We start from the raw sequence: 26,213 nt of genomic DNA, 5'->3' as shown, positions 1-26,213 counted from the left end.
ATTGCTCCATTGACGCGCCTAACGGTGGTCGCCCTGTTTGGACTGTTTTTCGGCCACTACGTGCTGCTCGGGCGCAGCCGCCTGACGTTCTGCGGCGGCGCGGCGCTCGGCGCGCAAGTTACGAAAACGCCGGCGCACCCACAGCAGGATGCCGAGCAGCAGCAGGGCTGCGAGTACCCACAGCTCATACTTCTTGATACTGCCGAGCATGCCCTCGAGCACTGCACCGAAATGATAAGCCGCCAGGCCCAGCACCAGCGCCCACACGGCAGCACCAATGCCGTTGAGCAGCAGATAGCGACGTGGCGGATAGCCGGACAAGCCGATGGCCACCGGCATCACCGTGCGCAGGCCATAGACGAAGCGAAAACTCAGTACCCAGATATCCGGATGGCGCCGGATGTGCTCCAGCGCCCGGTCGCCCATGGCCTGCCAACGTGGCTTGCGCGCAAGGATCTTGCGTCCATGGCGCCGCCCCATGAAGTACCAGAGCTGGTCCCCTGCGTAGCTGCCACAAAAGGCAACCATGACCACCAACTTGATGTCCATGTATTCGCGAAACGCGAGGAAGCCCGCAAGAACCAGGATGGTCTCGCCTTCGAAGAAGGTGCCGAGAAAAAGGGCAAAGTAGCCGAAATCCTGCAGGAATTGTTGGAGCATTTTCTGAGGTGCTGGCGAAATGAACGCGCAGCCTACCCCTTCGCGCGCGTTGTTGAAAGTGTCCAAATGTGTCTCGACGTGAACATTTCCTACACAGACAATACTGCCAGCCTGAAGCCGCCGCTTGCGCCAAGCTGTCACACCGTCGTCATAATGGACGCTTATCTTGCCGCTCAATTGATCATAGGGCGTTAACGTCCTCAGGAACGTCAGATGAATAATGAAGTGCTAACCCCTGTCGCGATCAAGGACGCCCAGGCAGTCCCCGAACAGCTGGTACAGACCCCTCCGGACCTGCCGCAGGCTGTCGAGCCTGCGGTCGAGGCCATCGCCCCGCAGCCGGCGCCAGCGCCAGCGCCGGCCGTCGTCGCCCCGAGCCTGGACGACAGCAGCCTGTACATTCATCGCGAGCTGTCGCAGCTGCAATTCAATATCCGCGTGCTCGAGCAGGCGCTGGACGAATCCTATCCGCTGCTCGAGCGCCTGAAATTCCTGCTGATCTTCTCCAGCAACCTCGACGAGTTCTTCGAGATCCGCGTGGCCGGGCTGAAGAAACAGATCAACTTTGCCCGCGAGCAGGCCGGTGCCGACGGCTTGCAGCCGCATCAGGCGCTGTCGCGTATCAGCGAGCTGGTGCATACCGAAGTTGATCGACAGTACGCCATTCTCAACGACGTGCTGCTGCCAGAGCTGGAAAAGCATGCGATTCGCTTCATCCGTCGACGCTACTGGACCCCCAAGCTCAAGACCTGGGTGCGTCGGTATTTCCGCGACGAAATCGCCCCGATCATCACCCCGATCGGGTTGGACCCGACCCATCCATTCCCGCTGCTGGTGAACAAGAGCCTGAACTTCATCGTCGAGCTCGAAGGCGTCGATGCCTTCGGCCGCGACTCGGGCCTGGCCATCATCCCCGCGCCACGTCTGCTGCCACGGGTGATCCGCGTGCCGGAGGAGGTTGGCGGTGCCGGTGACAACTATGTGTTCCTGTCATCGATGATTCACGCCCACGCCGACGATCTGTTCCAGGGCATGAAGGTCAAAGGCTGCTATCAGTTCCGTCTGACCCGCAACGCTGACCTGGCGCTGGACTCCGAAGAAGTCGACGACCTTGCCCGCGCCCTGCGGGGTGAGCTGTTCTCGCGTCGCTACGGCGATGCAGTGCGCCTGGAAGTTGCCGACACCTGCCCGAAACATCTCTCGGATTACCTGCTCAAGCAGTTCAGCCTGAGCGAGAGCGAGCTGTACCAGGTCAATGGCCCGGTCAACCTGACGCGCCTGTTCAGCATCACTGGCCTGGACAGCCACCCTGAGCTGCAATACACGCCGTTCACCCCGGCCATCCCCAAGCTGCTGCAAAACGCCGACAACATCTTCAGTGTGATTGGCAAGCAGGACATCCTGCTGATGCACCCGTTTGAGTCGTTCACCCCGGTGATCGACCTGCTGCGCCAGGCGGCCAAGGACCCGCATGTGCTGGCTGTACGCCAGACGCTGTATCGCTCCGGCGCCAACTCGGAAATCGTCGATGCCCTGGTCGATGCCGCCCGTAACGGCAAGGAAGTCACGGCAGTGATCGAGCTGCGCGCGCGCTTCGACGAAGAGTCCAACCTGCAGATGGCCAGCCGCTTGCAGGCTGCTGGCGCGGTGGTGATCTACGGTGTGGTCGGGTTCAAGACCCACGCCAAGATGATGCTCATCCTGCGTCGCGAGCATGGCGAGATCGTTCGCTACGCGCACCTGGGCACCGGCAACTACCACGCCGGCAATGCCCGACTCTACACCGACTACAGCTTGCTGACCTCCGACGACGCGCTGACCGAGGACGTCGGCAAACTGTTCAGTCAGCTGATCGGCATGGGCAAGACCCTGCGCATGAAGAAGCTGCTGCATGCGCCATTCACCTTGAAAAAGGGCATGCTCGACATGATCGCTCGGGAAACCCAGTTCGCCCTGGACGGCAAGACTGCGCACATCATCGCCAAGTTCAACTCGCTGACCGATGCAAAGATCATCAAGGCGCTGTACAAGGCCAGCCAGTCGGGTGTGAAGATCGACCTGGTGGTGCGCGGCATGTGCTGCCTGCGTCCGGGTATCGCGGGGGTTTCGCACAACATCCAGGTGCGCTCGATCATCGGTCGCTTCCTCGAGCACACGCGGGTGTTCTATTTCCTCAATGGCGGCGAGGAGCAGATCTACTTGTCCAGTGCCGACTGGATGGAGCGCAACCTCGACAAGCGCGTCGAGACGTGCTTCCCGGTCGAGGGCAAGAAGCTGCTGCTGCGGGTCAAGAAAGAGCTTGAAAGCTACCTGACCGACAACACCCACGCCTGGACCTTGCAGTCGGATGGGCGCTATGTGCGCAGCACGCCCACCGGCAACCAGAACCCGCGCAGTGCCCAGGCGACCTTGCTGGAACGCCTGAGCAACCCCGTGCTCAACGTACGCTGAGGACGAAGCCGACCCGGGCCAGCCACTCCGCCTCGTTGGCGAAGTCGGCCTGGGTCAGCTGGTTGTGCTCCAGCCAGCCGTCGGGGAACACCACTTCGAGGCTGTGATCGCCCGCTTGCAGCACCACCTTCGGCATCTGCTGATTGCCACGAATATGATGGAACAGGATAGCGAAGCGCAGCAACACGCACAGGCGAATCAACTGGATCGCCTCGTCGCCGAATTCGGCGAATCGGTCCTTGGGGATATTGCGACGATGGCCACGCACCAGCAGCGCCATCATTTGCTGTTCGTCGCGCGAGAAGCCCGCCAGGTCAGAGTGCTCGATCAGGTACGCCCCGTGCTTGTGGTAGTGGTAATGGGCGATGTCCAGGCCGATTTCATGAATCTTCGCCGCCCAGCCCAGTAAGTCGCGCCAATTGCCGTGGTCCAGTTTCCACGCCTGGGCCACCTGGTCGAACGCGTGCAGGGCCTTGCGTTCGACCCTGGCTGCCTGGCCCTGGTCGACGTGATAACGCTCCATCAGCGAATTCAGGGTGCGTTCGCGGACATCCTCATGATGGTGACGCCCTAGTAAATCGAACAGCACGCCTTCGCGCAGCGCACCGTCGCAGTGATCCATGCGCTGCAGCTCGAGGGCATCGAAGATCGCCTCGAGAATCGCCAGGCCCGCTGGGAAGATGGCGCGACGGTCGGGTTTGACGCCTTCGAAATCGATTTTTTCCACTTCGCCCAGCTTGAACAGCTTGCGCTTGACCCAGGCCAGGCCCTCGGCGTTGACCTCGCCGTTGCCCAGCCCACCGGCCTTGATCGCCGCGCCAATGGCCCGGATGGTCCCGGAAGAGCCTATGGCTTCATCCCAGGTCAGGCGGTGCAGGCCGTTCTCGATGCTCATGAGTTCGAGCCGCGCCGCAGTGTAGGCCTGGGCATAACGGGCCGGGGTGATCTTGCCATCGCGGAAATAGCGTTGGGTAAAACTCACGCAGCCCATCTGCAGGCTCTCGCGCAGCAGCGGCTCGAAGCGCTGGCCGATGATGAATTCGGTGCTGCCACCGCCGATGTCGGCGACCAGACGCTTGCCAGGGGTGTCGGCCAGGGTGTGCGACACGCCCAGGTAGATCAGCCGCGCCTCTTCGCGCCCGGAAATGACTTCGACCGGGTGGCCCAGGATGGCCTCGGCGCGCTGGATGAATTCGTTGCGATTGCGCGCCTCGCGCAGGGCGTTGGTGCCGACGATGCGCACCGAGCCTGCCGGCATGCCGTTGATCAACTGGGCAAAACGCTTGAGGCACTCCAGGCCTCGCTCCATGGCGTCTTCGCTGAGCCGGCGCTCTTCGTCGATGCCGGCAGCCAGCTGAACCTTTTCCCCGAGCCGTTCGAGAATGCGGATCTCGGTATGGTGGGCCTTGGCCACGACCATGTGAAAGCTGTTGGAGCCCAGGTCGATGGCGGCGATCAGAGACAGGTTCTTCGCGGTGGTATGCGGCATTCTGTGAGTTCTCGGTCGGTAACCCGGCAATCGTGCCACGATCCTTCGTTGTCGCCAACGCGTGGCACGCCAGGCGTTGATGCAGGGCAATGGGCCGTTCGATGCTATGACACTTACATGACAGTTTCGATTCGTGGCATCTTGCTCAACTATAGTTACACTCAATCGACCCCGACTTCCTGTAGGGCGTGGGTACGGCTATTATGGGCCACGTTTTTTGCTTACGACCCTGGAGATATCCATGAGCAGCGATCTGATCAAACACGTCACCGACGCCACCTTCGACGCCGAAGTCCTGCAGGCTCAAGGCCCGGTGCTGGTCGACTACTGGGCTGAATGGTGCGGCCCCTGCAAGATGATCGCTCCGGTTCTGGACGACATCGCGGCCACCTACGAAGGCAAACTGACCGTCGCCAAGTTGAACATCGACGACAATCAGGAAACCCCTGCCAAGCACGGCGTGCGTGGGATCCCGACACTGATGCTGTTCAAGAACGGCAACGTCGAGGCGACCAAGGTCGGCGCCCTGTCCAAATCGCAGCTGGCCGCGTTCCTCGACGCCCACCTGTGAAGTGACGAAAAAAGCCCCGCAAATGCGGGGTTTTTCTTTTTCAGAGCACTAGACGCAGAAAAAAGCAAGTGTTACATTCGGCCTCGCACTGCTTTTCCAGTGCCCTCTGCACGCCGTCGCCGAAGCATCCCTAATTCGAATCAGTACGCGATCCTGTCGCCATCTAGCGGCGCGGCCTCATTAAGCACAGCTTAATCCTCCCTTCTTACATGATTACGTCATTCCCCTTATGAACCTGACAGAACTCAAGCAAAAGCCGATTACCGATCTTTTGGAAATGGCCGAACAGATGGGCATCGAGAACATGGCCCGTTCGCGCAAACAGGACGTGATTTTCTCCCTGCTGAAAAAGCATGCGAAAAGCGGCGAAGAGATCTCCGGTGACGGCGTGCTGGAGATTCTCCAGGATGGTTTCGGTTTCCTTCGTTCGGCTGACGCGTCCTACCTGGCCGGCCCTGACGACATCTATGTGTCGCCGAGCCAGATCCGCCGTTTCAACCTGCGCACTGGCGACACCATCGTCGGCAAGATCCGCCCGCCAAAAGAAGGCGAGCGTTACTTCGCGCTGCTCAAGGTCGATACCATCAACTTCGACCGTCCAGAAAACGCGAAGAACAAGATCCTCTTCGAGAACCTGACGCCGCTGTTCCCCAACAAGCGCCTGAAGATGGAAGCCGGCAACGGCTCCACCGAAGACCTCACCGGTCGTGTCATCGACCTGTGCGCCCCGATCGGCAAGGGCCAGCGTGGCCTGATCGTCGCGCCGCCGAAAGCCGGTAAGACCATCATGCTGCAGAACATCGCAGCGAACATCACCCGTAACAACCCCGAGTGCCACCTGATCGTCCTGCTGATCGACGAGCGTCCGGAAGAAGTCACCGAGATGCAGCGCACCGTGCGCGGCGAAGTGGTCGCCTCGACCTTCGATGAGCCACCAACCCGCCACGTGCAGGTCGCCGAGATGGTCATCGAGAAGGCCAAGCGCTTGGTCGAGCACAAGAAGGACGTGGTGATTCTGCTCGACTCCATCACCCGTCTGGCGCGTGCCTACAACACCGTGATCCCAAGCTCCGGCAAAGTGCTCACCGGTGGTGTCGACGCCCATGCCCTGGAGAAGCCCAAGCGTTTCTTCGGCGCTGCCCGTAACATCGAGGAAGGCGGCTCGCTGACCATCATCGCCACCGCGCTGGTCGAAACCGGCTCGAAGATGGACGAAGTGATCTACGAAGAATTCAAGGGCACGGGCAACATGGAGCTGCCGCTGGATCGCCGCATCGCCGAGAAGCGTGTGTTCCCGGCCATCAACATCAACCGCTCCGGTACGCGTCGCGAAGAGCTGCTGACTGCCGACGACGAACTGCAGCGTATGTGGATCCTGCGCAAGCTGCTGCACCCGATGGACGAGATCGCCGCCATCGAGTTCCTGGTCGACAAGCTCAAGCAGACCAAGACCAACGACGAGTTCTTCCTGTCGATGAAGCGCAAGTAAGCGTTTCAGGTTGCTGAATGACTGGGGCCGCAGCGTGCCCCTTCGCGGGTTGACCGTGAAGGGGCACAACGCGGCCCCAGTGCATTTTTGCCCAACCAGACGCTGAACGGCGCTACACTCTGCAACCCCGACCGATACGGCCAATACGAGGCTCATGCATGCAGTATCGCGATTTGCGCGACTTCATCCGCGGCCTGGAGCAGCGCGGTGAACTCAAGCGCATCCAGGTTCCGATTTCCCCCGTCCTGGAAATGACCGAGGTCTGCGACCGCACGCTGCGCGCCAAGGGCCCGGCGCTGCTGTTCGAAAAGCCCACCGGCTTCGACATTCCGGTGCTGGGCAACCTGTTTGGCACCCCGGAGCGCGTGGCCATGGGCATGGGCGCAGAGTCGGTCGACGAACTGCGCGAAATCGGCAAGCTGCTGGCCTTTCTCAAGGAGCCTGAGCCGCCCAAGGGCTTGAAGGACGCTTGGTCGAAGTTGCCGATCTTCAAGAAGGTCGTGTCGATGGCGCCCAAGGTGGTCAAGGACGCGGTGTGCCAGGAAGTGGTGCTCGAGGGTGACGATGTCGACCTTGGCGCGCTGCCGATCCAGCATTGCTGGCCGGGCGACGTGGCGCCGCTGATCACCTGGGGCCTGACCGTGACCCGCGGCCCGAACAAGGACCGCCAGAACCTGGGTATCTACCGCCAGCAGGTCATCGGCCGCAACAAGGTGATCATGCGCTGGCTGAGCCACCGGGGCGGCGCCCTGGACTACCGCGAGTGGTGCGAGAAAAACCCGGGCCAGCCGTTCCCGGTCGCCGTGGCCCTGGGCGCCGACCCGGCCACCATTCTCGGCGCCGTGACGCCGGTGCCCGATACCCTTTCCGAATACGCCTTCGCCGGCCTGCTGCGCGGTAACCGCACGGAGCTGGTGAAATGCCGTGGCAGCAACCTGCAAGTGCCGGCCACCGCCGAGATCATCCTCGAGGGCGTGATCCATCCCGGTGAAATGGCGCCGGAAGGCCCGTACGGCGACCATACCGGCTACTACAACGAAGTGGACAGCTTCCCGGTATTCACCGTCGAGCGCATCACCCACCGGCAAAAACCGATCTATCACAGTACCTACACCGGCCGGCCACCTGATGAGCCGGCAATTCTCGGGGTCGCGCTCAACGAAGTGTTCGTGCCGATCCTGCAGAAGCAGTTCCCGGAAATCGTCGACTTCTACCTGCCGCCTGAGGGCTGCTCGTACCGCATGGCGGTGGTGACCATGAAGAAGCAGTATCCAGGCCATGCCAAGCGCGTGATGCTGGGTGTGTGGTCGTTCCTGCGACAGTTCATGTACACCAAGTTCGTTATCGTCACCGACGATGACATCAACGCCCGCGACTGGAACGACGTGATCTGGGCCATCACCACGCGCATGGACCCCAAGCGTGATACGGTGATGATCGACAATACGCCGATCGACTACCTGGACTTCGCGTCACCGGTGTCGGGCTTGGGATCGAAGATGGGCCTGGATGCCACGCACAAGTGGCCGGGCGAGACTACACGCGAATGGGGCCGGGTCATCGTCAAGGATGAGGCCGTCACCCGCCGTATCGATGAGCTGTGGGATCAGTTGGGAATAGATTGATGCAGGTAACGTTGCAGCCTTCCGGGGCAGTGCTGGCGCTCGAACCCGGAGAGCGGATCCTGGATGGCGCGCGGCGCCTGGGCTATGACTGTCCGAGCAGCTGCCGTAATGGCAATTGCCATGTCTGCGCTGCGTTGTTGGTCGAAGGGCGCGTACGCCAGGATGGCGTGGTGCGTGACCACGGCGAGTTGTTCACCTGTATCGCCGAACCGCTGGAGGACTGCGTCCTCTTGTGGGACGGTGTGCTCGCCCTGGGCGAGCTACCGGTGCGCAAGCTGGCGTGCAGCGTCAGCGAATGCGTCGAGGTCGGTGGCGATGTCTGGCGGGTACGCTTGCGCGCGCCGGCGGGCAAGCCGCCGCGTTACCACGCCGGGCAGTACCTGATGATCGAGCGCGAAGGCGGCAAGCCGGCGGCCTTCTCGCTGGCCTCGGCGCCACATGCCGGGCGCGACCTGGAACTGCATGTGCTGGGCCGCGAAGCCAGCGCCCTGCAATTGCTTGAGCAGCTGCAGCGCGAGCGCGTTGCGCGGATCGAGATGCCCTTTGGTGATACCCACCTGGCCGAGCTGCCCGACGGGCCATTGGTGCTGATTGCCGCCGGCACCGGCATGGGCCAGATGCACAGCCTGGTCGAGCACTGTCGAGCCCAAGGTTTCAAGCACCCGGTGCACCTCTACTGGGGCGTGCGCCGACCGGAAGATTTCTACACCATCGAGCATTGGCCGCAATGGGAGCGTTTGCCCAACCTGTTCCTGCACAAGGTCGTCAGCGACCTGTGTAGCTGGGAAGGGCGCTGCGGCATGCTGCATGAAGCGGTGTGCGAGGACGTGGCCGATCTCAACACCGTGCATGTCTATGCCAGCGGCTCGCCAAACATGGTCTATGCCACCCTCGATGCGCTGGTAGAAGCCGGCATGGACGCTCATCGCATGCGTGCCGATGTATTCGCCTACGCCCCTCGCGGTTAATAACCAAAGTTTGCGCAGAGGGATATAAGGCGGTAATTGCTACCGCCTCGGCCTTAAACTTTCGCACCTGTTGAAACAGTGAATCCCAGTCGTCGGAAGTGCGCGTAAAACAGGCTCGCCAGGGCTTGAGCAGTGGCGGCTTTCTATCCTATGGTTAAGCAAAGCGCCCAGCGCGCCGCGGCGCCAGCCGCATCCATCACGATGCCCGCTCTATCTTTTAGCTTCTGGGGAACACTGGCGGCAGCTTATGTCGGCACTTGAAAGTTTATCTTGGGAAGTTGCCTATCCACCGCAGCTCGACTTCGGCCAGCAACTGACTCGCGAGCAACTGCTCAACTCCATGCACACGACCATGTCGCGCCACCAAGGAGGCCCGGTCTGGTTGTTTGCCTATGGCTCGTTGATCTGGCGTCCCGAATGCAATTCCCTCGAGCGCCAGCGCGCACGCGTGCATGGCTATCACCGCGGGCTGTATCTGTGGTCGCACGAGCATCGCGGCACCCCGGAAACGCCCGGTCTGGTGTTTGGCCTCGACCGAGGCGGCTCTTGCAGCGGGTTCGCCTACCGCCTCGATGAAAGCTGCCTGGATGACTCGCTGCTGGCATTGTGGCAACGGGAAATGCCGTTCCCGGCGTACCGGCCGCACTGGCTCAACTGTCGCCTGAGTGATGGCAGCAAGGTGCAGGCATTGGGGTTCGTGCTGGAACGTCATCTACCCTGCTATGCCGGCAACCTGCCGGACACCTTGCTCAGTCAGATCCTCGCCAGCGCCAAGGGCCGCTATGGCACAACGCGCGATTACGTCGAGCAGACCCTCAACGCGCTGCGCAGCCATCAGATGCCTGATCGCAATCTCGAAGCCCGATTCAGGCGCTGTCACAACCTGCGCGAGCTGTGAAGGCCAGTGCAGTGGAGGCTTAGCGGGTCAGCACCACCAACTTACCCACAGCCTGTCGCTGCCCAAGCGCGTCGATCGCAGTGCCAGCTTCAGCCAGTGGATAAGTCCTGGACACCAAGGGCTTGAGCTTGCCTTCGGCATGCCAGGCGAACAGCTGCTGGAAATTCGCTGCGTTGTCCTCAGGCTGACGCTGGGCGAAAGCGCCCCAGAACACCCCCATCACCGCAGCACCCTTGAGCAGCACCAGGTTCGCCGCCAGCTGTGGAATGCTGCCGCTGGCGAAGCCGACCACCAGCAGGCGGCCTTGCCAGGCCAGTGAGCGTACTGCCTGGTCGAACAGCTCGCCGCCTACCGGGTCGTAGATCACATCGGCGCCGTTGCCGCCGGTCAGGCGCTTGACCTCCTCCTTTAGACTGGCCTGGCTGTAATCGATCAATTCATCAGCGCCGGCAGCTTTGGCCACGGCAAGCTTCTCGGCGCTGCTGGCCGCCGCGATCACCCTCGCACCCAAAGCCTTGCCGATTTCCACGGCCGCCAGGCCCACCCCGCCTGAGGCGCCCAGCACCAGCAAGGTTTCGCCAGCCTGCAGTTGACCGCGCTGCCTGAGTGCGTGCATGGACGTGCCATAGGTCATGCCGAATGCTGCAGCCGTGGCGAAATCCATGTGCTGCGGCACCGGCATGACATTGTAGAACGGCACAGCCACCTGCTCGGCGAACGCACCCCAGCCAGTCAAGGCCATGACCCGGTCGCCGACCTTGAAGCGGCCTGCTCGTTCACCCACTGCGGCGACGATGCCAGCAGCCTCGCCACCCGGAGAAAACGGCAAGGGCGGTTGAAATTGATATTTGCCTTCGATGATAAGCGTATCGGGGAAGTTGACCCCGGCCGCCTGCACGTCGATCAGGACCTCGTTGTGTTTCGGCACGGGGCTTGCGACCTCTTCCAGCACCAGATTGCCGGCCGGGCCGAGGGTTTTGCACAACACAGCTTTCATCGGGCTATTCCTTTGCGTGTAGTGGCCGATAAGTGTAGGAGTGCAGCCCGCCCGGTCAACGAGCATGGTCCGCCCTGATGGGCCGGCATAAGCCTGGGCTTGGGTTTGCGCAGCATGCTGGGTAAGCTGGCGCCAACTGTGTTTAGGAGCGAATTCGTGAAAGCGTGGATCTTGATGGTACTGGCGTTGCTGCTGCCAGCGGCGGCCATGGCTGAAGAGGCCAAGGAAGAAGGCGCACCCAAGGTGTCCTACATCAGCCTGAGCCCGCCTTTCGTCGGCAACTATGCGCTCGATGGCAGCCCCAAGCTGCGTGTATACAAGGCCGATGTCGCCCTGCGCGTGACCGGCGATGCCGCGGCTGCGGCGGTCAAGCATCATGAGCCGCTGATTCGCAACCAGCTGGTGGCGCTGTTCACCCAGCAGACGGTGGACAACATGAGCAACGTCGACGCCAAGGAGCGGTTGCGCCAGGAAGCACTGAAGCAGGTTCAGCAGGTGATGGAGGCGGAGGAGGGCAAGCCGATCGTCGAAGATCTGTTGTTCAACAACCTGATCGTGCAGTGATCGGCCTGAGCTGACTGGCCCGACGGGCCTGGTCAGGGCTGGTTGATGTCGTGCTCTACGGCTAGGCCTTGCTAGTCAGCCAGCGCCACGATCGCCGACCATTGCGCTTCGGTCACCGGCATCACCGACAGGCGTGTGCCTTTCTGTACCAGCGGCAACTCGGCCAACGCGCCCTGTTGCTTCAACAGACCCAGCCCCAGCACCTGCTTGAAGGTCCGTACATGGGCCACGTCCAATGCGCTCCAGGGATTCTTCTCGGCGCTGGCCTTGGCATCGTGGTAATGACTTTGCGGGTCCAGGGCAGTGGGGTCAGGGTAGGCTGGCGTGGTGATCCGGCCGATGCCGGCAATACCAGGCTGCGGGCAGCTGGAGTGGTAGAAGAAGAACTCATCGCCAACCGCCATGGCGCGCATGAAATTGCGTGCCTGATAGTTACGCACACCGTCCCAGCGCGCTTCGCCCACACGCGCCAGACCTTCGATGGAAAGTTCATCAGGCTCGGATTTCATCAGCCAGTAAGCCATCGGCATTGCTCCTGAAAAAGTTTGAAATAACCTGTTGCACGAAACCGACGGCCGGTTGGCGTCAACGTTTGCGTGTCGACTCAGGTTGTCGGAAAATGCGCCGATTTTAAGCTAGACGCTCCGGCGGCACCAAGAAGGTCGCCGAGCCTGAACGTATGCCTAGGGGGGCATTCTTCAATGAATCAACGTAAACCGGATCTGCTCTGGATCCTGGTCTTCATCTTTGGTCTGGGCGTGGTCACCACCGGTTATGCCCAAGGCTTCTGGGAGCGCAAGCTCGACACTGCCTACCAGACCCCGATCGAGGCTCCCGCTCAGCAGCGCTGACCGGCCTCGCTCATTTACCCGCCAAGTACCAGCCGCGATCACTGACCGTACCTTGTAGCGGCACGTCCCAGCTGGCCTGCGCCAGTCGTTCGACTTTCTGGCACTCATGGGCCAACCCCAACAGCAGCGGCTTCTTCCATGTCTTGCGCCGTGTCTGATAGGCCAGGCTGCGGTCATAGAAGCCCCCGCCCATGCCCAGCCGGCCACCGACCGCGTCAAACCCCACCAGCGGCAGCAGGATCAGGTCCAGCGACCAGATCGGCCGTTGACGCCGTCGGTCGGTGACCGGCTCGGGGATGCGAAAGCGGTTGCGCTTGAGTCTTTCACCCTGATCGAAGCGCTGGAATACCATGCGCGTGCGCGGCCAGGCATGCAGCACCGGCAGATAGATGCGCTTGCCCCGCCGCTGCGCTTCACGCAGCAGCAGACGCGGGTCGATTTCACCGTCGTTGGGCAAGTACATGGCAATGTGCCTGGCGCGGCGAAATAGCGGGTCTTGCGCCAGTTGGCGGTACAAGCCGAGAGAGGCCTGGCGTTGCTCGGCGGGGGTGAGGGCGCGGCGCGCGTTGCGCAGCAGGCGACGAAGCTGGGGCCGGGTAAGCGGTGCGAGTTCAGTCATGGCACGGGCTACCCCAGGTGTCGAGCTGCCCAGCTGGACACTGGGCAAGAGGAATCAGGCTCCCCGATAAGACCGCTATCGGTGTAGCCCTTGAACCCGAAAGTTCAAGGTGGAGATTGCAGGGGGCGTTAAGGCTTTCCGTCTAGCGGACATGCACACCGGCCCCAGCGTGCAACCCCCGTGGTTGTGCGTATCGGCTCAGGGACATAACCGACTGGCGCATCCACCAGGGAGTGGCGCCAGTATACCAATCTCAGCCGTTTTTGGTACCCGCATCGTCGGCCAGTGCCTGATCGACCCGCTCCAGCAGATCGCGCACCTGTTCGCGGCTGGTGCCACCGCCTGAGGTGTCGTTGCGGTCTTCCTGACGGTGCAGCATCTCATGGGTAATGTTCAACGCCGCCATCACCGCGATGCGCTCGGCACCGATCACCTTGCCGCTGCTGCGGATCTCGCGCATCTTGCTGTCGAGGTAGCGCGCCGCGCTGACGAGGTTGTTGCGCTCCTCGGGCGGGCAGATGATCGAGTAATCCTTGTCGAGGATCTGCACGGTGACGCTATTGCTTGAACTCATGAGTCTTGCTCCAGGGCCTTGAGGCGTAAAATCATCGACTCGACCTTACGCTTGGCGATCTCGTTCTTTTCGATGAGGTGGGCGCGTTCCTCGCGCCAGGATCTTTCCTGAGCTACTAGGAGTGCATTTTGCCGTTTTAGTTGCTCGACACGTTCAATCAGCAACTCGAAGCGGCTCATCAGCGCTTGCAGGTCTTTCTCTTGCGTGGGTTGCACTCGATTCGCTCCGTCGTTCAATCACCCGCGATGATGCCTCTCCCTGTGCCACGACGGCCAGTGCCGATGGTCTTGGCGCGCCTGCCGGTGCTAGGATACAAGGCCTTCATTCTAGTCAAATGCGCCCTCTGGCGCCTAGCCGACCATGCCTAATACCCAATCGCCTTATACCGCCTTCGCCGCGCTGCTCTCGAGCAACGGTCACCCTGTCTCCCCAGCCGAGCTGCACGGCCTGCTGATTGGCCGTAGCTGCGCCGGCGCGGGCTTCGATACCGAAGCCTGGCTGGCCGACGCTGCCGGCTTGCTGGAAAACGAGCCGCAAGACACCGTGCGCGCCGCGCTGCTTGGCCTGCAGGAAATGGTCAAGGCCGAACTGACCGGCGAAGACATCGCCATCGTCCTGCTGCTGCCGGGCGATGAAACGCCGCTCAGCGAACGCGCTACCGCCCTGGGTCAGTGGTGCCAAGGCTTCATCGCCGGTTTCGGGCTCAACGCCGGTGGCAAGGACCTGTCCAGCGATGCCAAGGAAGTGCTGCAAGACCTGGTCGCCATCTCCCAGGTCCAGGAAGCCCTCGAGGAATCCGAAGACGGCGAGACCGACTACATGGAAGTCATGGAATACCTGCGCGTCGCGCCGCTGCTGCTGTACACGGAGCTGGCCGCGCCTGTCGCAGCTGCGCCCAAACCTTCGCTGCATTGATCGAACGGGGGTCGTTCTGCCCATGAGCCACATATCCAAGGCCGAATATGCCCGTCGGCGCAAGGCGCTGATGGCGCAGATGGTCCCCAACAGCATTGCCATCCTGCCGGCGGCCGCGGTGGCGATTCGTAACCGCGATGTCGAACACGTGTACCGCCAGGACAGCGATTTCCAGTACCTCAGCGGTTTTCCAGAGCCAGAGGCGGTGGTCGTGCTGATCCCGGGCCGCGAACATGGCGAATATGTGCTGTTCTGCCGCGAGCGCAACCCTGAGCGGGAGCTGTGGGACGGCCTGCGCGCTGGCCAGGAAGGCGCGGTGCGCGACTTCGGCGCCGACGATGCCTTCCCCATCACTGACATCGACGAGATTCTGCCGGGCCTGATCGAGGGCCGCGAGCGGGTCTACAGCGCCATGGGCAGCAACCCTGAATTCGACCGCCGGCTGATGGACTGGATCAACGTGATTCGCTCCAAGGCGCGCCTCGGTGCCCAACCGCCGAACGAGTTCGTTGCCCTGGATCATCTGCTCCACGACATGCGCCTGTATAAATCGGCAGCGGAAGTGAAAGTCATGCGCACTGCGGCGGCCATTTCCGCGCGGGCTCATGTGCGAGCCATGCAGGCCTGTCGGGCGGGCTTGCACGAATACAGCCTGGAAGCGGAACTGGACTACGAGTTCCGCAAAGGCGGGGCGAAAATGCCGGCCTATGGGTCGATTGTCGCCGCAGGGCGCAACGGCTGCATCCTGCACTACCAGCAAAACGACGCGCCGCTGAAGAACGGCGACCTGGTGCTGATCGATGCCGGCTGCGAGATCGACTGCTATGCCAGCGACATCACCCGTACCTTTCCGGTCAATGGGCGATTCTCGCCTGAGCAGAAGGCCATCTACGAGCTGGTGCTCCAGGCGCAGGCCGCCGCCTTTGCTCAAATCGCCCCAGGCAAGCATTGGAACCATGCACACGAAGCTACCGTGCGGGTCATCACCGAGGGCCTGGTAAAGCTTGGCTTGCTCAAGGGCGAGGTGCAGGCGCTGATCGACAGCGAGGCTTATCGCGCGTTCTACATGCACCGCGCTGGGCATTGGCTGGGCATGGATGTGCATGATGTCGGCGAGTACAAAGTCGGTGGCGAATGGCGCGTGCTCGAGCCGGGCATGGCGCTGACGGTGGAACCGGGCATCTACATCGCCGCGGACAATCTAGACGTCGCGAAGAAATGGCGCGGCATTGGCATCAGGATCGAGGACGACGTGGTAGTGACCAAGCAAGGCTGTGAAATCCTCACATCGGGCGTACCGCGTACGGTCGCGGACATCGAGGCGCTGATGCAGGCTGCGCGCGCAGAAGCGCCATGAGCCGGGTCAATCTGGCGATCGTCGGCGGTGGCCTGGTGGGCGCCAGCCTGGCCCTGGCCCTGCAGGCTGGCGCCAAGGCCCGTGGCTGGAAGATCCTGCTGATCGAGCCGTTCGCCCCTGGCGACAATTTTCAGCCCAGCTACGATGCGCGTTCCTCGGCGCTGTCGTTCGGCACGCGGCAGATCTATCAGCAACTGGGGGTGTGGCAGGCCATCAGCCCGCGTGCCGAACCGATCCTGCAGATCCAGGTGTCCGACCGTGGCCGCTTCGGGGCCACGCGGTTGGATGCGCAGGAAGAAGGCGTGCCGGCGTTGGGCTACGTGGTAGAAAATGCCTGGCTCGGGCAACGGCTGTGGCAGGCCCTGGATCCCGACGTGATCGCCTGGCGCTGCCCTGCTGAGGTGAAGGCCATGCAGGCCATCGAAGGTGGCTACCGCCTGCAACTGGATGACGACACGGATCTGGAATGCGATCTTGCGGTGTTGGCCGATGGTGGTCGTTCCGGTCTGCGTGAGCAGCTTGGCATCCATGTGCGCCGAACGCCCTACGAGCAAAGCGCCTTGATCGCCAACATCACGCCAGGCCAAGCCCATCGCGGCCAGGCGTTCGAGCGTTTTACCGAACAGGGGCCAATGGCGTTGCTGCCATTGCCGGACAACCGCTGTGCCCTGGTATGGACCCGACAGGGCATGGACGCCAAGCGCCTGGCAGAGATCGACGAGCGCAGTTTCCTGCACGAGCTGCAGGATGCCTTTGGCTATCGCCTCGGCGCCATGCGTCAGGTCGGCGCTCGGCATCTGTATCCGCTGGCGCTGGTGGAGGCCGAGGAGCAGGTGCGTCCGCACCTGGTGGTGCTGGGCAACGCTGCGCACAGCTTGCATCCGATCGCCGGACAGGGCTTCAACCTGTCGTTGCGCGATGTCCAGGCCCTGGCCGATGCCCTGCTGGCCGGCCCACAACACCCGGGCGATCTGCCCAGTCTGCAAGCCTATCGTCAGCGCCAGCGCCTGGACCAGGCGCTGACCGTGGGCTTCTCCGACCAGGTCACCCGCCTGTTCGGCAGCAATCAGCCACTGCTGGCCGCCGGGCGTAACATCGGTTTGCTCGGGCTCGACCTGCTGCCGCCGGCAAAAAGCTGGTTCGCCCGTCAGGCCATGGGGCTGGGTACCCGCCCCGATTCGCGGGGCCCGGCATGAGCAATCCGCGCAAGCTGGCGCGCCGGGCGCGTCTGTTGCGCTGGCTGTTGAACTTCTACCCGCCGTACATCGGCGCGGGTATTCGCATCCAGCACATCAGCCCAGACATGCGCAGCGCCAAGGTGTGCATGAAACTCACCCGCTGGAACCGCAATTACGTCGGTACTCAGTTCGGTGGCAGCCTGTATTCGATGGTCGACCCGTTCTACATGCTGCTGCTGATCGAGCAGCTTGGCCGGGAATACATTGTCTGGGACAAAGCGGCCGCCATCGATTTCATCGCGCCTGGCAAAGGCCCGGTGTACGCCGAATTCAACGTCGATGACGCGCTGCTCGACGAGATTCGTCAACAGACCGCCAACGGTAAGAAATACCTGCCGCGTGTGCAGGTCGATATCCGTGACGAAGCTGGCGAACTGGTGGCGCGGGTCGATAAAACCCTATACGTGCGGCTCAAGCCGCAAGCGAGGCAGGCGTAGGCATGGAAACGCGCGCAGATGTGTTGATCGTTGGTGCCGGCATGGTCGGCAGCGCCCTGGCCTTGGCGCTGCGCCACAGTGGTCTGGAAGTTCACCTGCTCGATGGCGGCCCGCTTGCGCTCAAGCCGTTCGATGCCCAAGCGCCGTTCGAGCCGCGGGTCAGCGCCTTGTCGGCCGCCAGCCAGCGCATTCTCGAGCGGCTCGGTGCCTGGCAAGGGATCGCCGGCAGGCGGGTGTCGCCGTATACCGACATGCACGTGTGGGATGGTAGCGGCACCGGTCATGTGCACTTCTCGGCGGCCAGTGTGCATGCCGAGGTGCTGGGCCATATCGTCGAGAATCGGGTGGTTCAGGACGGCTTGCTGGAGCGCCTGCACGACAGCGACATTGGCCTTTGGCCCAATGCCCGTCTGGAACAGCTGCGGCGCTCGGGTGACGACTGGCTGCTGACCCTGGCAGACGGGCGCAAACTGCGCACGCCCTTGGTAGTGGCCGCGGATGGCGCCAACTCGGCGGTGCGGCGCCTGGCCGGTTGCGCTACCCGCGAATGGAATTACCTGCATCATGCCATCGTCACCAGCGTGCGCTGCAGCGCGGCGCATGCGGCCACTGCCTGGCAGCGCTTCACCGATGACGGGCCGCTGGCCTTTCTGCCGCTTGCACGTGACGGCAACCAGCAATGGTGCTCGATCGTCTGGTCGACTACCCCTGAGCAGGCCGAGCGCGTCATGGCGCTCGATGATGCGGCCTTCCTCAAGGCCCTCGAGCGTGCCTTCGAAGGGCGTCTGGGCAGCGTGCTGCACGCCGATGCGCGCCTGTGCGTGCCGTTGCGCCAGCGCCATGCCAAGCGCTATGTGGACGACGGCCTGGTGCTGATCGGTGATGCCGCGCACACCATCCACCCGCTTGCCGGGCAGGGCGTCAACCTCGGCTTTCTCGATGCGGCGGTATTGGCCCAGGTGCTCGAAGACGCCAGCCGGCGCGGTGAGCGCCTGGCAGACGTCAAGGTGCTCAGTCGCTACGAGCGTCGGCGCATGCCGCACAACCTGGCGTTGATGGGCGCGATGGAGGGCTTCGAGCGCCTGTTCCAGGCTGACCAGCTACCGCTGCGTTGGCTGCGGAACAGCGGCTTGAAATTGATACAGCACATGCCCGATGCCAAGGCGCTGTTCGTCCGGCAAGCGCTTGGCTTGACCGGCGACCTGCCGCCGCTGGCAAAGCCTTGAGCGAAGGGGCTGCCAGGCAGCCCCGTTCTGCAACATTCGGTAACTGCTGTGTGGATGAGTCGGAAAATGGGATTCACTACCATTTGCGCCTCTCATACGATCCGAGGAGCGCTTTCCATGTTGCCACGCAAGCCCCTACTGGCCGCCTTGGCCCTGACCCTGATCGGCGGCACCGCCCAGGCGGAAGATGAAGTGGTGGTGTATTCCTCGCGCATCGACGAGCTGATCAAACCGGTGTTCGACGCCTATACCGCCGAGACCGGCGTGAAGATCAAGTTCATCACCGACAAGGAAGCGCCGTTGATGCAGCGCATCAAGGCTGAAGGGGAAAACGGCGTGGCCGACCTGCTGCTGACGGTCGATGCCGGCAACCTCTGGCAAGCCGAGCAGATGGGCATCCTGCAACCGATCGAGTCGGCGATCATCGAACAGAACATCCCGCCGCAGTACCGCGCTTCGTCCCACGACTGGACCGGCCTGAGCCTGCGCGCGCGCACCATCGTCTATGCCACCGAGCGGGTCAAGCCCGAGCAGCTGAGCACCTACGAGGCGCTTGCCGACAAGGACTGGGAAGGTCGCCTGTGCCTGCGCACAGCGAAGAAGGTCTATAACCAGTCGCTGACGGCGACATTGATCGAGAACCACGGCGAGGCCAAGGCCGAGCAGATCGTCAAAGGGTGGGTGAATAACCTGTCCACCGACGTGTTCTCCGACGATAACGCGGTGATCCAGGCCGTGGCCGCCGGGCAATGCGATGTGGGGGTGGTCAACACCTACTATTACGGCCGCCTGCACGCGCAAAACCCTGATCTGCCGGTAAAGATCTTCTGGCCCAACCAGGCTGATCGGGGTGTCCACGTAAACCTTTCAGGTATCGGCCTGACCAAGCATGCGCCGCACCCCGAAGCGGCGAAGAAACTGGTCGAGTGGATGACCGGCGAGCAGGCGCAGAAGCTGTTCGCCGACATCAACCAGGAGTTCCCCGCCAACCCGAAGGTCAAGCCTTCGCCTGAGGTGGCGGCCTGGGGCAGCTTCAAGGCCGATGACATCCCGGTGGAAGTGGCTGGCAAGCGCCAGGCCGAGGCCATCCGCCTGATGGATCGCGCCGGCTGGAACTAACCGCCAGATGCCGAGCCCGCGTTCCTCGCGGGCCGCGGCGATACACACCCGACCCGCCATAGAGACTTCCAACTTGCCCCGTCACCACCAACGCCGCTGGTACCTGCCGGTAGTCCTGACCGCAGCCTTGGTGCTCCTGCCGCTGAGCGTATTGCTGCTGTCCTGGCAGTCGGTCGACCTGCAAATCTGGTCGCACCTGCTCGACACGCAGATGAGCCGCTTGCTGGGCAACACCGTGACGCTGGTGGTCGGGGTGGGCATCGGCGTGACGTTGCTGGGCGTAAGCCTGGCCTGGCTCACCAGCCTCTGCGAGTTTCCCGGCAGGCGCTGGCTGGATTGGGCGCTGATGCTGCCGTTCGCGATACCCGCTTACGTGCTGGCCTTCGTCTTCGTCGGCCTGCTGGACTTCGCCGGCCCCGTGCAAAGCGCCCTGCGCGAGGTGTTCGGGCCGATGCGTCTGCCGCGCGTACGCTCCACGGGCGGGGTGATCGTCGTCCTGGTGCTGGTGTTCTACCCGTATGTCTACCTGCTGGCGCGCACGGCCTTCCTGGCCCAGGGCAGAGGCCTGATGGAAGCGGCCCGGGTGCTCGGGCTGTCGCCGCTGCAGGCCTTCTGGCGGGTGGCTTTGCCCATGGCGCGGCCAGCGATCGGCGCAGGCGTTGCGCTGGCGCTGATGGAAACCCTGGCCGACTTTGGCGCTGTGGCGGTGTTCAACTTCGACACCTTCACTACGGCCATCTATAAAACCTGGTATGGCTTTTTCAGCCTCTCCAGCGCCGCCCAACTGGCCAGCCTGCTGCTGCTGGCGGTGATGCTGGTGCTGTACGGCGAGCGCCGGGCCCGTGGCGCCAGTCACACTGGCAACGAACGCCCGCGGGTACAGGCGCTGTATCACCTGCATGGGGTCAAGGCATGCTTGGCCAGCGGCTGGTGCCTACTGGTGTTCGCTTGCGCCTTCGCCATTCCGCTCGTGCAGTTGTTGGTGTGGTTCTGGCAACGCGGTCGGCATGATCTGGACGAGCGCTACGTCGGTTTGGTCATGCACACCCTGTATCTGGGCAGCATGGCGGCGTTGATCACCGTGTGCGTAGCGCTCGTGCTGGCATTTGCCCGCCGCCAGGCACCGACGCGCGGCATTCGCGCCGGGGTCGGGCTGGCCAACCTGGGGTACGCCTTGCCGGGATCAGTGCTGGCGGTGTCGATCATGCTGGCCTTCAGTTACCTCGACAATCAGCTGGTCATACCTCTGTCGAGCGGGTTGGGAGGCGCCGGTAAGCCTTTGTTGCTGGGCAGTCTGGCGGCGTTGCTGTTGGCGTACCTGGTGCGCTTCATCGCAGTGGCGTATGGCCCGCTGGAGAGCAGCCTGGCGCGTATCCGCCCGTCGCTGCCAGAGGCTTCGCGCAGCCTCGGGGTCGGCGGTATGCGCCTGTTCTTTACGGTATACCTGCCACTGCTGGTGCCCGGTGCGCTCAGCGCGGCGCTGCTGGTGTTCGTCGACGTGCTCAAGGAGATGCCCGCCACCTTGCTGATGCGACCGTTCGGCTGGGACACCCTGGCGGTGCGAGTCTTCGAAATGACCAGCGAGGGTGAGTGGGCGCGCGCTTCGCTGCCGGCGCTGACCCTGGTGCTGGTAGGGTTGTTGCCGGTGGTCGGCCTGATCCGCCGCTCGGCCCGACGTCCAGGTCACCGTCACTGAGGGTGCCAGGTAGCGCCCTTGCGGCTACAATGCGCGGCATTCGCGCGGCGGCTCCAATAACAACAGTTGACGATTGACCGTCACCGGCCGCCGCTGCTTCGCCACGCCCGGAAGGAGAAACCCATGGGACAGCGCACGCTTTTATTCGATCTGCACCTGGCGCTGGGCGCCAAAACGGTCGATTTCAGTGGCTGGGACATGCCGCTTCACTATGGCTCGCAGGTCGAGGAGCACCACCAGGTGCGCAGTGACTGCGGGGTGTTCGATGTATCGCACATGACGGTCACCGACATCGAGGGTGCAGGCGCCACCGTCTGGCTGCAGCGCCTGTTGGCCAATGACGTGGCCCGTCTCGATGGTATCGGCAGGGCACTTTACAGCTCGCTGCTCAATGAACAGGGCGGCATCATCGACGACCTGATCGTCTATCGCACCGCCGCCGGCTACCGCCTGGTGAGCAATGCCGCTACGCGGGCCAGGGTGCTCGAATGGCTGGCGTTGCAGCGCGGCACCGCTGAGGTGGCGTTCCAGGTGCGCCCGGACTTGGCCATTCTCGCCGTACAGGGGCCACAAGCGCGGGAGAAGGTCTCGGCGCTGCTGAGCCCGGCCCGGGCCGCGCTGGTTCGCGAGCTGCGCCCGTTCGAAGGCCTTGCCGAAGGTGAGTGGTTCATCGCCCGCACCGGCTACACCGGTGAAGACGGATTGGAGATCATGCTGCCAGGTGATCAGGCCGTCGGTTTTTTCAACGACCTGGTCGGTGCTGGCATTGCGCCGAGCGGGTTGGGCGCTCGGGATACGCTGCGCCTGGAAGCCGGGATGAATCTGTATGGCCAGGACATCGACGAGCAGCATACGCCGCTGACCTCCAATCTCGGTTGGTGCATCGCCTGGGAGCCCGCCGAGCGTGATTTCATCGGTCGCACCGCTTTGCTGGCGGAAATCGAACACGGCGTGCAGGAAAAACTGGTCGGCCTGGTGCTTGAGGAGCGCGGCGTACTGCGTGCCCATCAGGTCGTGCGGGTAGCGGGGATTGGCGAAGGAGAGATCACCAGTGGTAGTTTCTCGCCTACGCTGAGCAAATCCATTGCGCTGGCGCGCGTGCCCATGGCCACCGGCGATCGAGCCGAGGTGGAGATACGCGGCAAGTGGTACCCGGTTCGGGTGGTCAACCCGACCTTCGTGCGTCACGGCAAAGTCCTGATCTGATCATTCATTAACCGGCGGGCCTACCGCTGAGCCAATCGAGGAATTCAACACATGAGCAATATCCCCGCCGAACTGCGTTTTGCCGAAAGCCATGAATGGGCGCGCCTGGAAGCTGACGGCACCGTGACGGTAGGCATCAGTGACCACGCCCAGCAAGCGCTTGGCGACGTGGTGTTCGTCGAGTTGGCCGAGGTCGGCAAGGTGTTCGCTGCAGGTGACGCTGCAGGCGTCGTCGAGTCGGTCAAGGCCGCGTCGGACATCTATGCGCCCGTGGCAGGCGAGGTGATCGCGGTCAACGAGGAGCTGGCCGATAGTCCGGAACAGCTCAATGAGCAGCCGTACGAGGCGTGGATCTTCAAGCTCAAGCCAAGCGACAAGGCCGAGCTGGACAAGCTGCTCGATGCCGCCGGCTATCAAGCGGCAATCGGCGAATAAGCCAGGTTCATCGTTTTTGCCGCTCCACCACGCCAGGTGATGGAGGCGGCAAGACCCAGCGTGTGCGCTTAGTCGGCTAGCGCATGCTTGGCCAAGATGGCATTGGCCAAGTCCATGTCCGAAGCCTGCAGGCCTGGATGCTCTGCCCGTACCTGCTTGAGTGCCGACTCCAGGAATGGTCCGCGAATCGCACCTTGGCTTGCCACGAAACTGCCTGCGTCATCTTGCGCTGCCATGACCAGTTTGTGGTCGCGCGAGGTCAGGTAGGTCGAGCCGGTGGTGGCGCCCGACGAAATCACGTTACGCCAGAATGTATCGGCCATCGCCGAACCTACCGGAAGGGAAAGCAAAGCTGCGACAGCCAGGACAGTTTTGAGACGCATGCAAAACACCTCGAGGGGTGGGGCTTAAGTTGTGCGCTTTGATAGCGGCAACGGGGTCAAGTTCCTCATGGCCAGGACTGTGCTCAGCCACAGACGCGCAGGACTTCTTCTGCGCAGGTCTGGCCAGCCTCCACCTTCGCCTCAGCGCAGCGGCGCAGGTCTATCAAGCCATCAGCCAATGCTTGTCGACGCAGTGCTCTCAGATCGGTGTCGGGACCGATCAAGGCACGCAAGCTGTCGCTGGGTTGCAGCAGCTCGAACAAGCCCGTGCGGCCGTGAAAACCTGTGTCACGGCAGGTCCGGCAACCGCTCGCGGTACTCCCACGACAAGCGCTGCACAGCGTGCGTACCAGGCGCTGGGCCATGACGCCGGCCAGCGTGGCTTTGATCAGATAGTCGGCCACTCCCAATTCCTGCAAGCGAACGATGGCGGCGCAGGCATCATTGGTGTGCAGCGTCGATAGCACCAGGTGGCCGGTCAACGCCGCCTGCACGGCGACCAGCGCGGTTTCGCGGTCACGAATTTCGCCGATCATGATGATGTCCGGATCTTGCCGCAGCAGGGCCCTGACCCCGCTGGCGAAATCCAGGTCGAGGGCCGGCTGCACCTGCAACTGATTGAACGCCGGCTCCAAGCGCTCGATCGGATCTTCGATGGTGCACACGTTGACCTGGGGTGTCGCCAGCGACTTGAGGCTGGCGTAGAGCGTGCTGCTCTTGCCGGAACCGGTGGGGCCGGTCACCAGAATGATGCCCTGGCGCGCGCTCAGCAGGCGCTGCCACTGCGCCAGCTGCTCGCCTGCCAGGCCCAGGCGCTCGAAGCTTTCCTGTAACTGTTGCGGGTCGAACAGGCGTAACACCAGCTTTTCGCCGAACGGCGTGGGCAGGGTGGACAAGCGCAGCTCGACTTCGCGACCGCCCGGCAAACGGGTTTGCAGACGGCCGTCCTGTGGCAGACGTTTTTGTGCCACATCCATGCGCCCCAGGTGCTTCAAGCGGCTGATCAGCGCCAGGGTGACGCTCAAAGGAAAGGCGTAGACGTTGTGCAGCAGCCCATCGATGCGGTAGCGCAGCTGGCCACGCTCCTGGCGAGGCTCGAGATGAATGTCGCTGGCGCGCTGCTCAGCGGCATACTGCAACAGCCAGTCGACGATATGCACGATATGCGCATCGTCAGCGCTGACATCAGCCTGCCGGGCGCTCAGTTCGAGCAGGTGTTCGAGTTCGCCCAAACCTTCTGCCTGCTGGTGTTGCGCGTCTCTGACCGACTGCGCCAGGCGTTGAAATGACTGCGCTGCTTCGCGTATCTGCACAGGGCTGGCCAGCACGCGCCGGATCGGCCGGTCCATGCTGCGTGCCAGGTCGCTCAGCCAGTCCTCCTGGTAGGGCTGGGCGCTGGCCACACTGATGCCGGCGGCGTCGGCTGCGACGATGAGGATGCCGTGGCGCTGGGCAAACGCTGGGGATATCAGGCCGCTGACTTGATTCAGGTCCAGCTGCAGCGGGTCGATGCGCATGTACGGCTGCCCGACCTTGTCGGCCAGCCACTGACACAGGTAATCCAGGTCGAGCGGGTGGCCAGGCTGCCGCCGGCTTTGCAGGCCACAGGCGGCAATCTGTTGCAACGGGTGGGCGGCAGGATGCGCGGTCGCGTGTTCGAGGATCAGCAGCGTGTCATTGGCATGCAGGTGGTAGTCGGCCAGCAGCGCTTGCAGCACTGCGGCAAGGTCGAGGGAATCGTCGGTGGGGTTTTTCATGGTGGCGTCCGTGCCGTGTGGAGCGGAGAAGGTTAGTACCGCTTCATCACTTCGCACAGGCCAGTACGTTTCACGATCTTGCAGCAGCCCTGGGCTTGCCAGCAAGGCTAACTCATGCCCGTTAAGGCGCGCTGAGTTGAAGTATGATTCGCGCTGACCAAGGGTATTGATCGCACGATGCGCTAAGCCTGCGATAGGAGAATTGACCATGCAAAGCGAACTGGATAACTACGACCGGCGCATTCTCGAACTGCTGCAGGAGGATGCCTCGCTGTCCAGTGCGCAGATCGCCGAGCGTGTCGGGTTGTCGCAATCACCGTGCTGGCGCAGGATCCAACGGCTCAAGGAAGAGGGCATCATTCGCGCCCAGGTGACTTTGCTCGACCGCAAGAAGATCGGCTTGAACACACAGATTTTTGCCGAGGTGAAACTCAACGCCCATGGGCGCTCGAATTTTACCGAGTTCACCGAGGCCATTCGTGGCTTTCCCGAAGTGCTGGAATGCTACGTGCTGATGGGCTCAGTCGATTTTCTGTTGCGTATCGTGACTTCGGATATCGAGGCCTACGAACGGTTTTTCTTCGAAAAACTGTCCAATGTGCCAGGCATTCAGGAAGTGAACTCGATCGTCGCGCTGTCGCAGATCAAGTCCACCACCAGCTTGCCACTGGCCGGTTGAGCAGGGTGG

General features: G+C 62.7%; 27 protein-coding genes and 1 other RNA gene. 18 read left to right on the top strand and 10 right to left on the bottom strand.

The window, feature by feature from the left end:
- Nucleotides 1-18: 18 nt before the first annotated feature.
- On the bottom strand, nt 19-660 hold the full coding sequence (locus tag ACLEJW_RS11615) for a DedA family protein (RefSeq protein ID WP_313297101.1): 642 nt from the start codon (nt 658-660) through the stop codon (nt 19-21).
- 213 nt (nt 661-873) lie between these two features.
- Here ACLEJW_RS11615 and ppk1 point away from each other — a divergent pair, with 213 nt between their 5' ends.
- Entirely contained in the window at nt 874-3,111 is a 2,238-nt protein-coding gene (ppk1, locus tag ACLEJW_RS11610) for a polyphosphate kinase 1 (protein ID WP_440777563.1), read from the top strand.
- Here ppk1 and ppx read toward each other — a convergent pair.
- Nucleotides 3,098-4,600, bottom strand: a complete 1,503-nt coding sequence (gene ppx, locus ACLEJW_RS11605; RefSeq protein ID WP_145190976.1) for an exopolyphosphatase — start codon at nt 4,598-4,600, stop codon at nt 3,098-3,100. The genes ppk1 and ppx overlap by 14 nt on opposite strands.
- A gap of 241 nt (nt 4,601-4,841) precedes the next feature.
- On the opposite strand from ppx, the gene trxA reads away from it, so the two are divergent.
- The 5 genes from trxA (at nt 4,842) to ACLEJW_RS11580 (ending at nt 10,151) form a co-directional block, all read left to right on the top strand.
- Nucleotides 4,842-5,171 (top strand): thioredoxin TrxA, encoded by a 330-nt coding sequence (trxA, locus tag ACLEJW_RS11600; protein ID WP_085676410.1) that lies wholly within the window; start codon nt 4,842-4,844, stop codon nt 5,169-5,171.
- Between the two features lie 229 nt (nt 5,172-5,400).
- The gene (gene rho / locus ACLEJW_RS11595) at nt 5,401-6,660 is read left to right on the top strand and encodes a transcription termination factor Rho (RefSeq protein WP_023532437.1); all 1,260 of its coding nucleotides are present in this window, start codon (nt 5,401-5,403) and stop codon (nt 6,658-6,660) included.
- A gap of 158 nt (nt 6,661-6,818) precedes the next feature.
- A complete protein-coding gene (gene ubiD / locus ACLEJW_RS11590) occupies nt 6,819-8,285 on the top strand; it encodes a 4-hydroxy-3-polyprenylbenzoate decarboxylase (RefSeq protein ID WP_313297091.1) in 1,467 nt (488 codons plus the stop codon).
- A complete protein-coding gene (locus ACLEJW_RS11585) occupies nt 8,285-9,253 on the top strand; it encodes a CDP-6-deoxy-delta-3,4-glucoseen reductase (protein WP_440777562.1) in 969 nt (322 codons plus the stop codon). The genes ubiD and ACLEJW_RS11585 overlap by 1 nt, the downstream gene beginning before the upstream one ends.
- Nucleotides 9,254-9,500: 247 nt before the next feature.
- The gene (locus ACLEJW_RS11580) at nt 9,501-10,151 is read left to right on the top strand and encodes a gamma-glutamylcyclotransferase (protein ID WP_145190985.1); all 651 of its coding nucleotides are present in this window, start codon (nt 9,501-9,503) and stop codon (nt 10,149-10,151) included.
- 19 nt (nt 10,152-10,170) lie between these two features.
- Here the strand turns inward: ACLEJW_RS11580 and ACLEJW_RS11575 are convergent, their stop codons facing one another.
- Nucleotides 10,171-11,148 carry an NADPH:quinone oxidoreductase family protein gene (locus tag ACLEJW_RS11575; RefSeq protein WP_313297084.1) on the bottom strand — a complete coding sequence of 326 codons (978 nt, stop codon included), beginning with the start codon at nt 11,146-11,148 and terminating at the stop codon, nt 10,171-10,173.
- A gap of 156 nt (nt 11,149-11,304) precedes the next feature.
- On the opposite strand from ACLEJW_RS11575, the gene ACLEJW_RS11570 reads away from it, so the two are divergent.
- A complete protein-coding gene (locus tag ACLEJW_RS11570; RefSeq protein ID WP_145190991.1) occupies nt 11,305-11,712 on the top strand; it encodes a flagellar basal body-associated protein FliL in 408 nt (135 codons plus the stop codon).
- 71 nt (nt 11,713-11,783) lie between these two features.
- Here the strand turns inward: ACLEJW_RS11570 and ACLEJW_RS11565 are convergent, their stop codons facing one another.
- Nucleotides 11,784-12,236 (bottom strand): EVE domain-containing protein, encoded by a 453-nt coding sequence (locus ACLEJW_RS11565; protein ID WP_313297079.1) that lies wholly within the window; start codon nt 12,234-12,236, stop codon nt 11,784-11,786.
- Between the two features lie 177 nt (nt 12,237-12,413).
- Between ACLEJW_RS11565 and ACLEJW_RS11560 the strand changes: the two genes are divergently transcribed.
- Entirely contained in the window at nt 12,414-12,563 is a 150-nt protein-coding gene (locus ACLEJW_RS11560) for a hypothetical protein (protein WP_178108363.1), read from the top strand.
- Nucleotides 12,564-12,573: 10 nt separating this feature from the next.
- On the opposite strand, the gene ACLEJW_RS11555 is transcribed toward ACLEJW_RS11560, so the two are convergent.
- The 4 genes from ACLEJW_RS11555 to ACLEJW_RS11540 all read right to left on the bottom strand — a co-directional run bounded on the left by ACLEJW_RS11555 (nt 12,574) and on the right by ACLEJW_RS11540 (nt 13,935).
- Nucleotides 12,574-13,182, bottom strand: coding sequence for a 5-formyltetrahydrofolate cyclo-ligase (locus ACLEJW_RS11555; protein WP_145190997.1), 609 nt, complete (start codon nt 13,180-13,182; stop codon nt 12,574-12,576).
- Between the two features lie 56 nt (nt 13,183-13,238).
- Nucleotides 13,239-13,418, bottom strand: a non-coding RNA gene (gene ssrS / locus ACLEJW_RS11550) — 6S RNA.
- A gap of 17 nt (nt 13,419-13,435) precedes the next feature.
- Complete coding sequence (locus tag ACLEJW_RS11545; protein ID WP_440777561.1) at nt 13,436-13,756, bottom strand: cell division protein ZapA; 321 nt, start codon at nt 13,754-13,756, stop codon at nt 13,436-13,438.
- Complete coding sequence (locus ACLEJW_RS11540) at nt 13,753-13,935, bottom strand: TIGR02449 family protein (RefSeq protein WP_119371819.1); 183 nt, start codon at nt 13,933-13,935, stop codon at nt 13,753-13,755. Before ACLEJW_RS11540 ends, ACLEJW_RS11545 begins: the two co-directional genes overlap by 4 nt.
- Before the next feature lie 181 nt (nt 13,936-14,116).
- Here ACLEJW_RS11540 and ACLEJW_RS11535 point away from each other — a divergent pair, with 181 nt between their 5' ends.
- The 9 genes from ACLEJW_RS11535 (at nt 14,117) to gcvH (ending at nt 23,385) form a co-directional block, all read left to right on the top strand.
- Nucleotides 14,117-14,671: a YecA/YgfB family protein gene (locus ACLEJW_RS11535; protein WP_145191003.1), complete on the top strand. Its 555-nt coding sequence runs from the start codon at nt 14,117-14,119 to the stop codon at nt 14,669-14,671.
- A 22-nt stretch (nt 14,672-14,693) separates the two neighbouring features.
- Nucleotides 14,694-16,028 (top strand): Xaa-Pro aminopeptidase, encoded by a 1,335-nt coding sequence (gene pepP, locus ACLEJW_RS11530; RefSeq protein ID WP_440777560.1) that lies wholly within the window; start codon nt 14,694-14,696, stop codon nt 16,026-16,028.
- Nucleotides 16,025-17,224 (top strand): 2-octaprenyl-6-methoxyphenyl hydroxylase, encoded by a 1,200-nt coding sequence (gene ubiH, locus ACLEJW_RS11525; protein ID WP_313458151.1) that lies wholly within the window; start codon nt 16,025-16,027, stop codon nt 17,222-17,224. Before pepP ends, ubiH begins: the two co-directional genes overlap by 4 nt.
- Entirely contained in the window at nt 17,221-17,703 is a 483-nt protein-coding gene (locus ACLEJW_RS11520; RefSeq protein ID WP_145191011.1) for a DUF4442 domain-containing protein, read from the top strand. Before ubiH ends, ACLEJW_RS11520 begins: the two co-directional genes overlap by 4 nt.
- A gap of 2 nt (nt 17,704-17,705) precedes the next feature.
- Nucleotides 17,706-18,929 (top strand): 2-octaprenyl-3-methyl-6-methoxy-1,4-benzoquinol hydroxylase, encoded by a 1,224-nt coding sequence (locus ACLEJW_RS11515; protein WP_313458147.1) that lies wholly within the window; start codon nt 17,706-17,708, stop codon nt 18,927-18,929.
- 117 nt (nt 18,930-19,046) lie between these two features.
- Entirely contained in the window at nt 19,047-20,048 is a 1,002-nt protein-coding gene (locus ACLEJW_RS11510) for an extracellular solute-binding protein (RefSeq protein WP_313297050.1), read from the top strand.
- 73 nt (nt 20,049-20,121) lie between these two features.
- Entirely contained in the window at nt 20,122-21,744 is a 1,623-nt protein-coding gene (locus ACLEJW_RS11505; RefSeq protein ID WP_313297047.1) for an ABC transporter permease, read from the top strand.
- 123 nt (nt 21,745-21,867) lie between these two features.
- Entirely contained in the window at nt 21,868-22,950 is a 1,083-nt protein-coding gene (gene gcvT / locus ACLEJW_RS11500) for a glycine cleavage system aminomethyltransferase GcvT (protein WP_440777559.1), read from the top strand.
- A gap of 51 nt (nt 22,951-23,001) precedes the next feature.
- Nucleotides 23,002-23,385: a glycine cleavage system protein GcvH gene (gene gcvH / locus ACLEJW_RS11495; protein WP_145191025.1), complete on the top strand. Its 384-nt coding sequence runs from the start codon at nt 23,002-23,004 to the stop codon at nt 23,383-23,385.
- Between the two features lie 68 nt (nt 23,386-23,453).
- On the opposite strand, the gene ACLEJW_RS11490 is transcribed toward gcvH, so the two are convergent.
- Together ACLEJW_RS11490 and ACLEJW_RS11485 are read right to left on the bottom strand one after the other, a co-directional pair.
- Nucleotides 23,454-23,768, bottom strand: coding sequence for a DUF2388 domain-containing protein (locus ACLEJW_RS11490; RefSeq protein WP_145191028.1), 315 nt, complete (start codon nt 23,766-23,768; stop codon nt 23,454-23,456).
- Nucleotides 23,769-23,851: 83 nt separating this feature from the next.
- Nucleotides 23,852-25,525: a GspE/PulE family protein gene (locus ACLEJW_RS11485; RefSeq protein WP_313297038.1), complete on the bottom strand. Its 1,674-nt coding sequence runs from the start codon at nt 25,523-25,525 to the stop codon at nt 23,852-23,854.
- A gap of 208 nt (nt 25,526-25,733) precedes the next feature.
- Here ACLEJW_RS11485 and ACLEJW_RS11480 point away from each other — a divergent pair, with 208 nt between their 5' ends.
- The gene (locus ACLEJW_RS11480) at nt 25,734-26,204 is read left to right on the top strand and encodes an Lrp/AsnC family transcriptional regulator (RefSeq protein ID WP_145191034.1); all 471 of its coding nucleotides are present in this window, start codon (nt 25,734-25,736) and stop codon (nt 26,202-26,204) included.
- Nucleotides 26,205-26,213: the final 9 nt, after the last annotated feature.

It is taken from the genome of Pseudomonas sp. SMSB3, from assembly GCF_052041965.1.
Classification (GTDB): Bacteria; Pseudomonadota; Gammaproteobacteria; order Pseudomonadales; family Pseudomonadaceae; genus Aquipseudomonas.
This window is presented reverse-complemented; position numbering and strand designations above follow the sequence as displayed.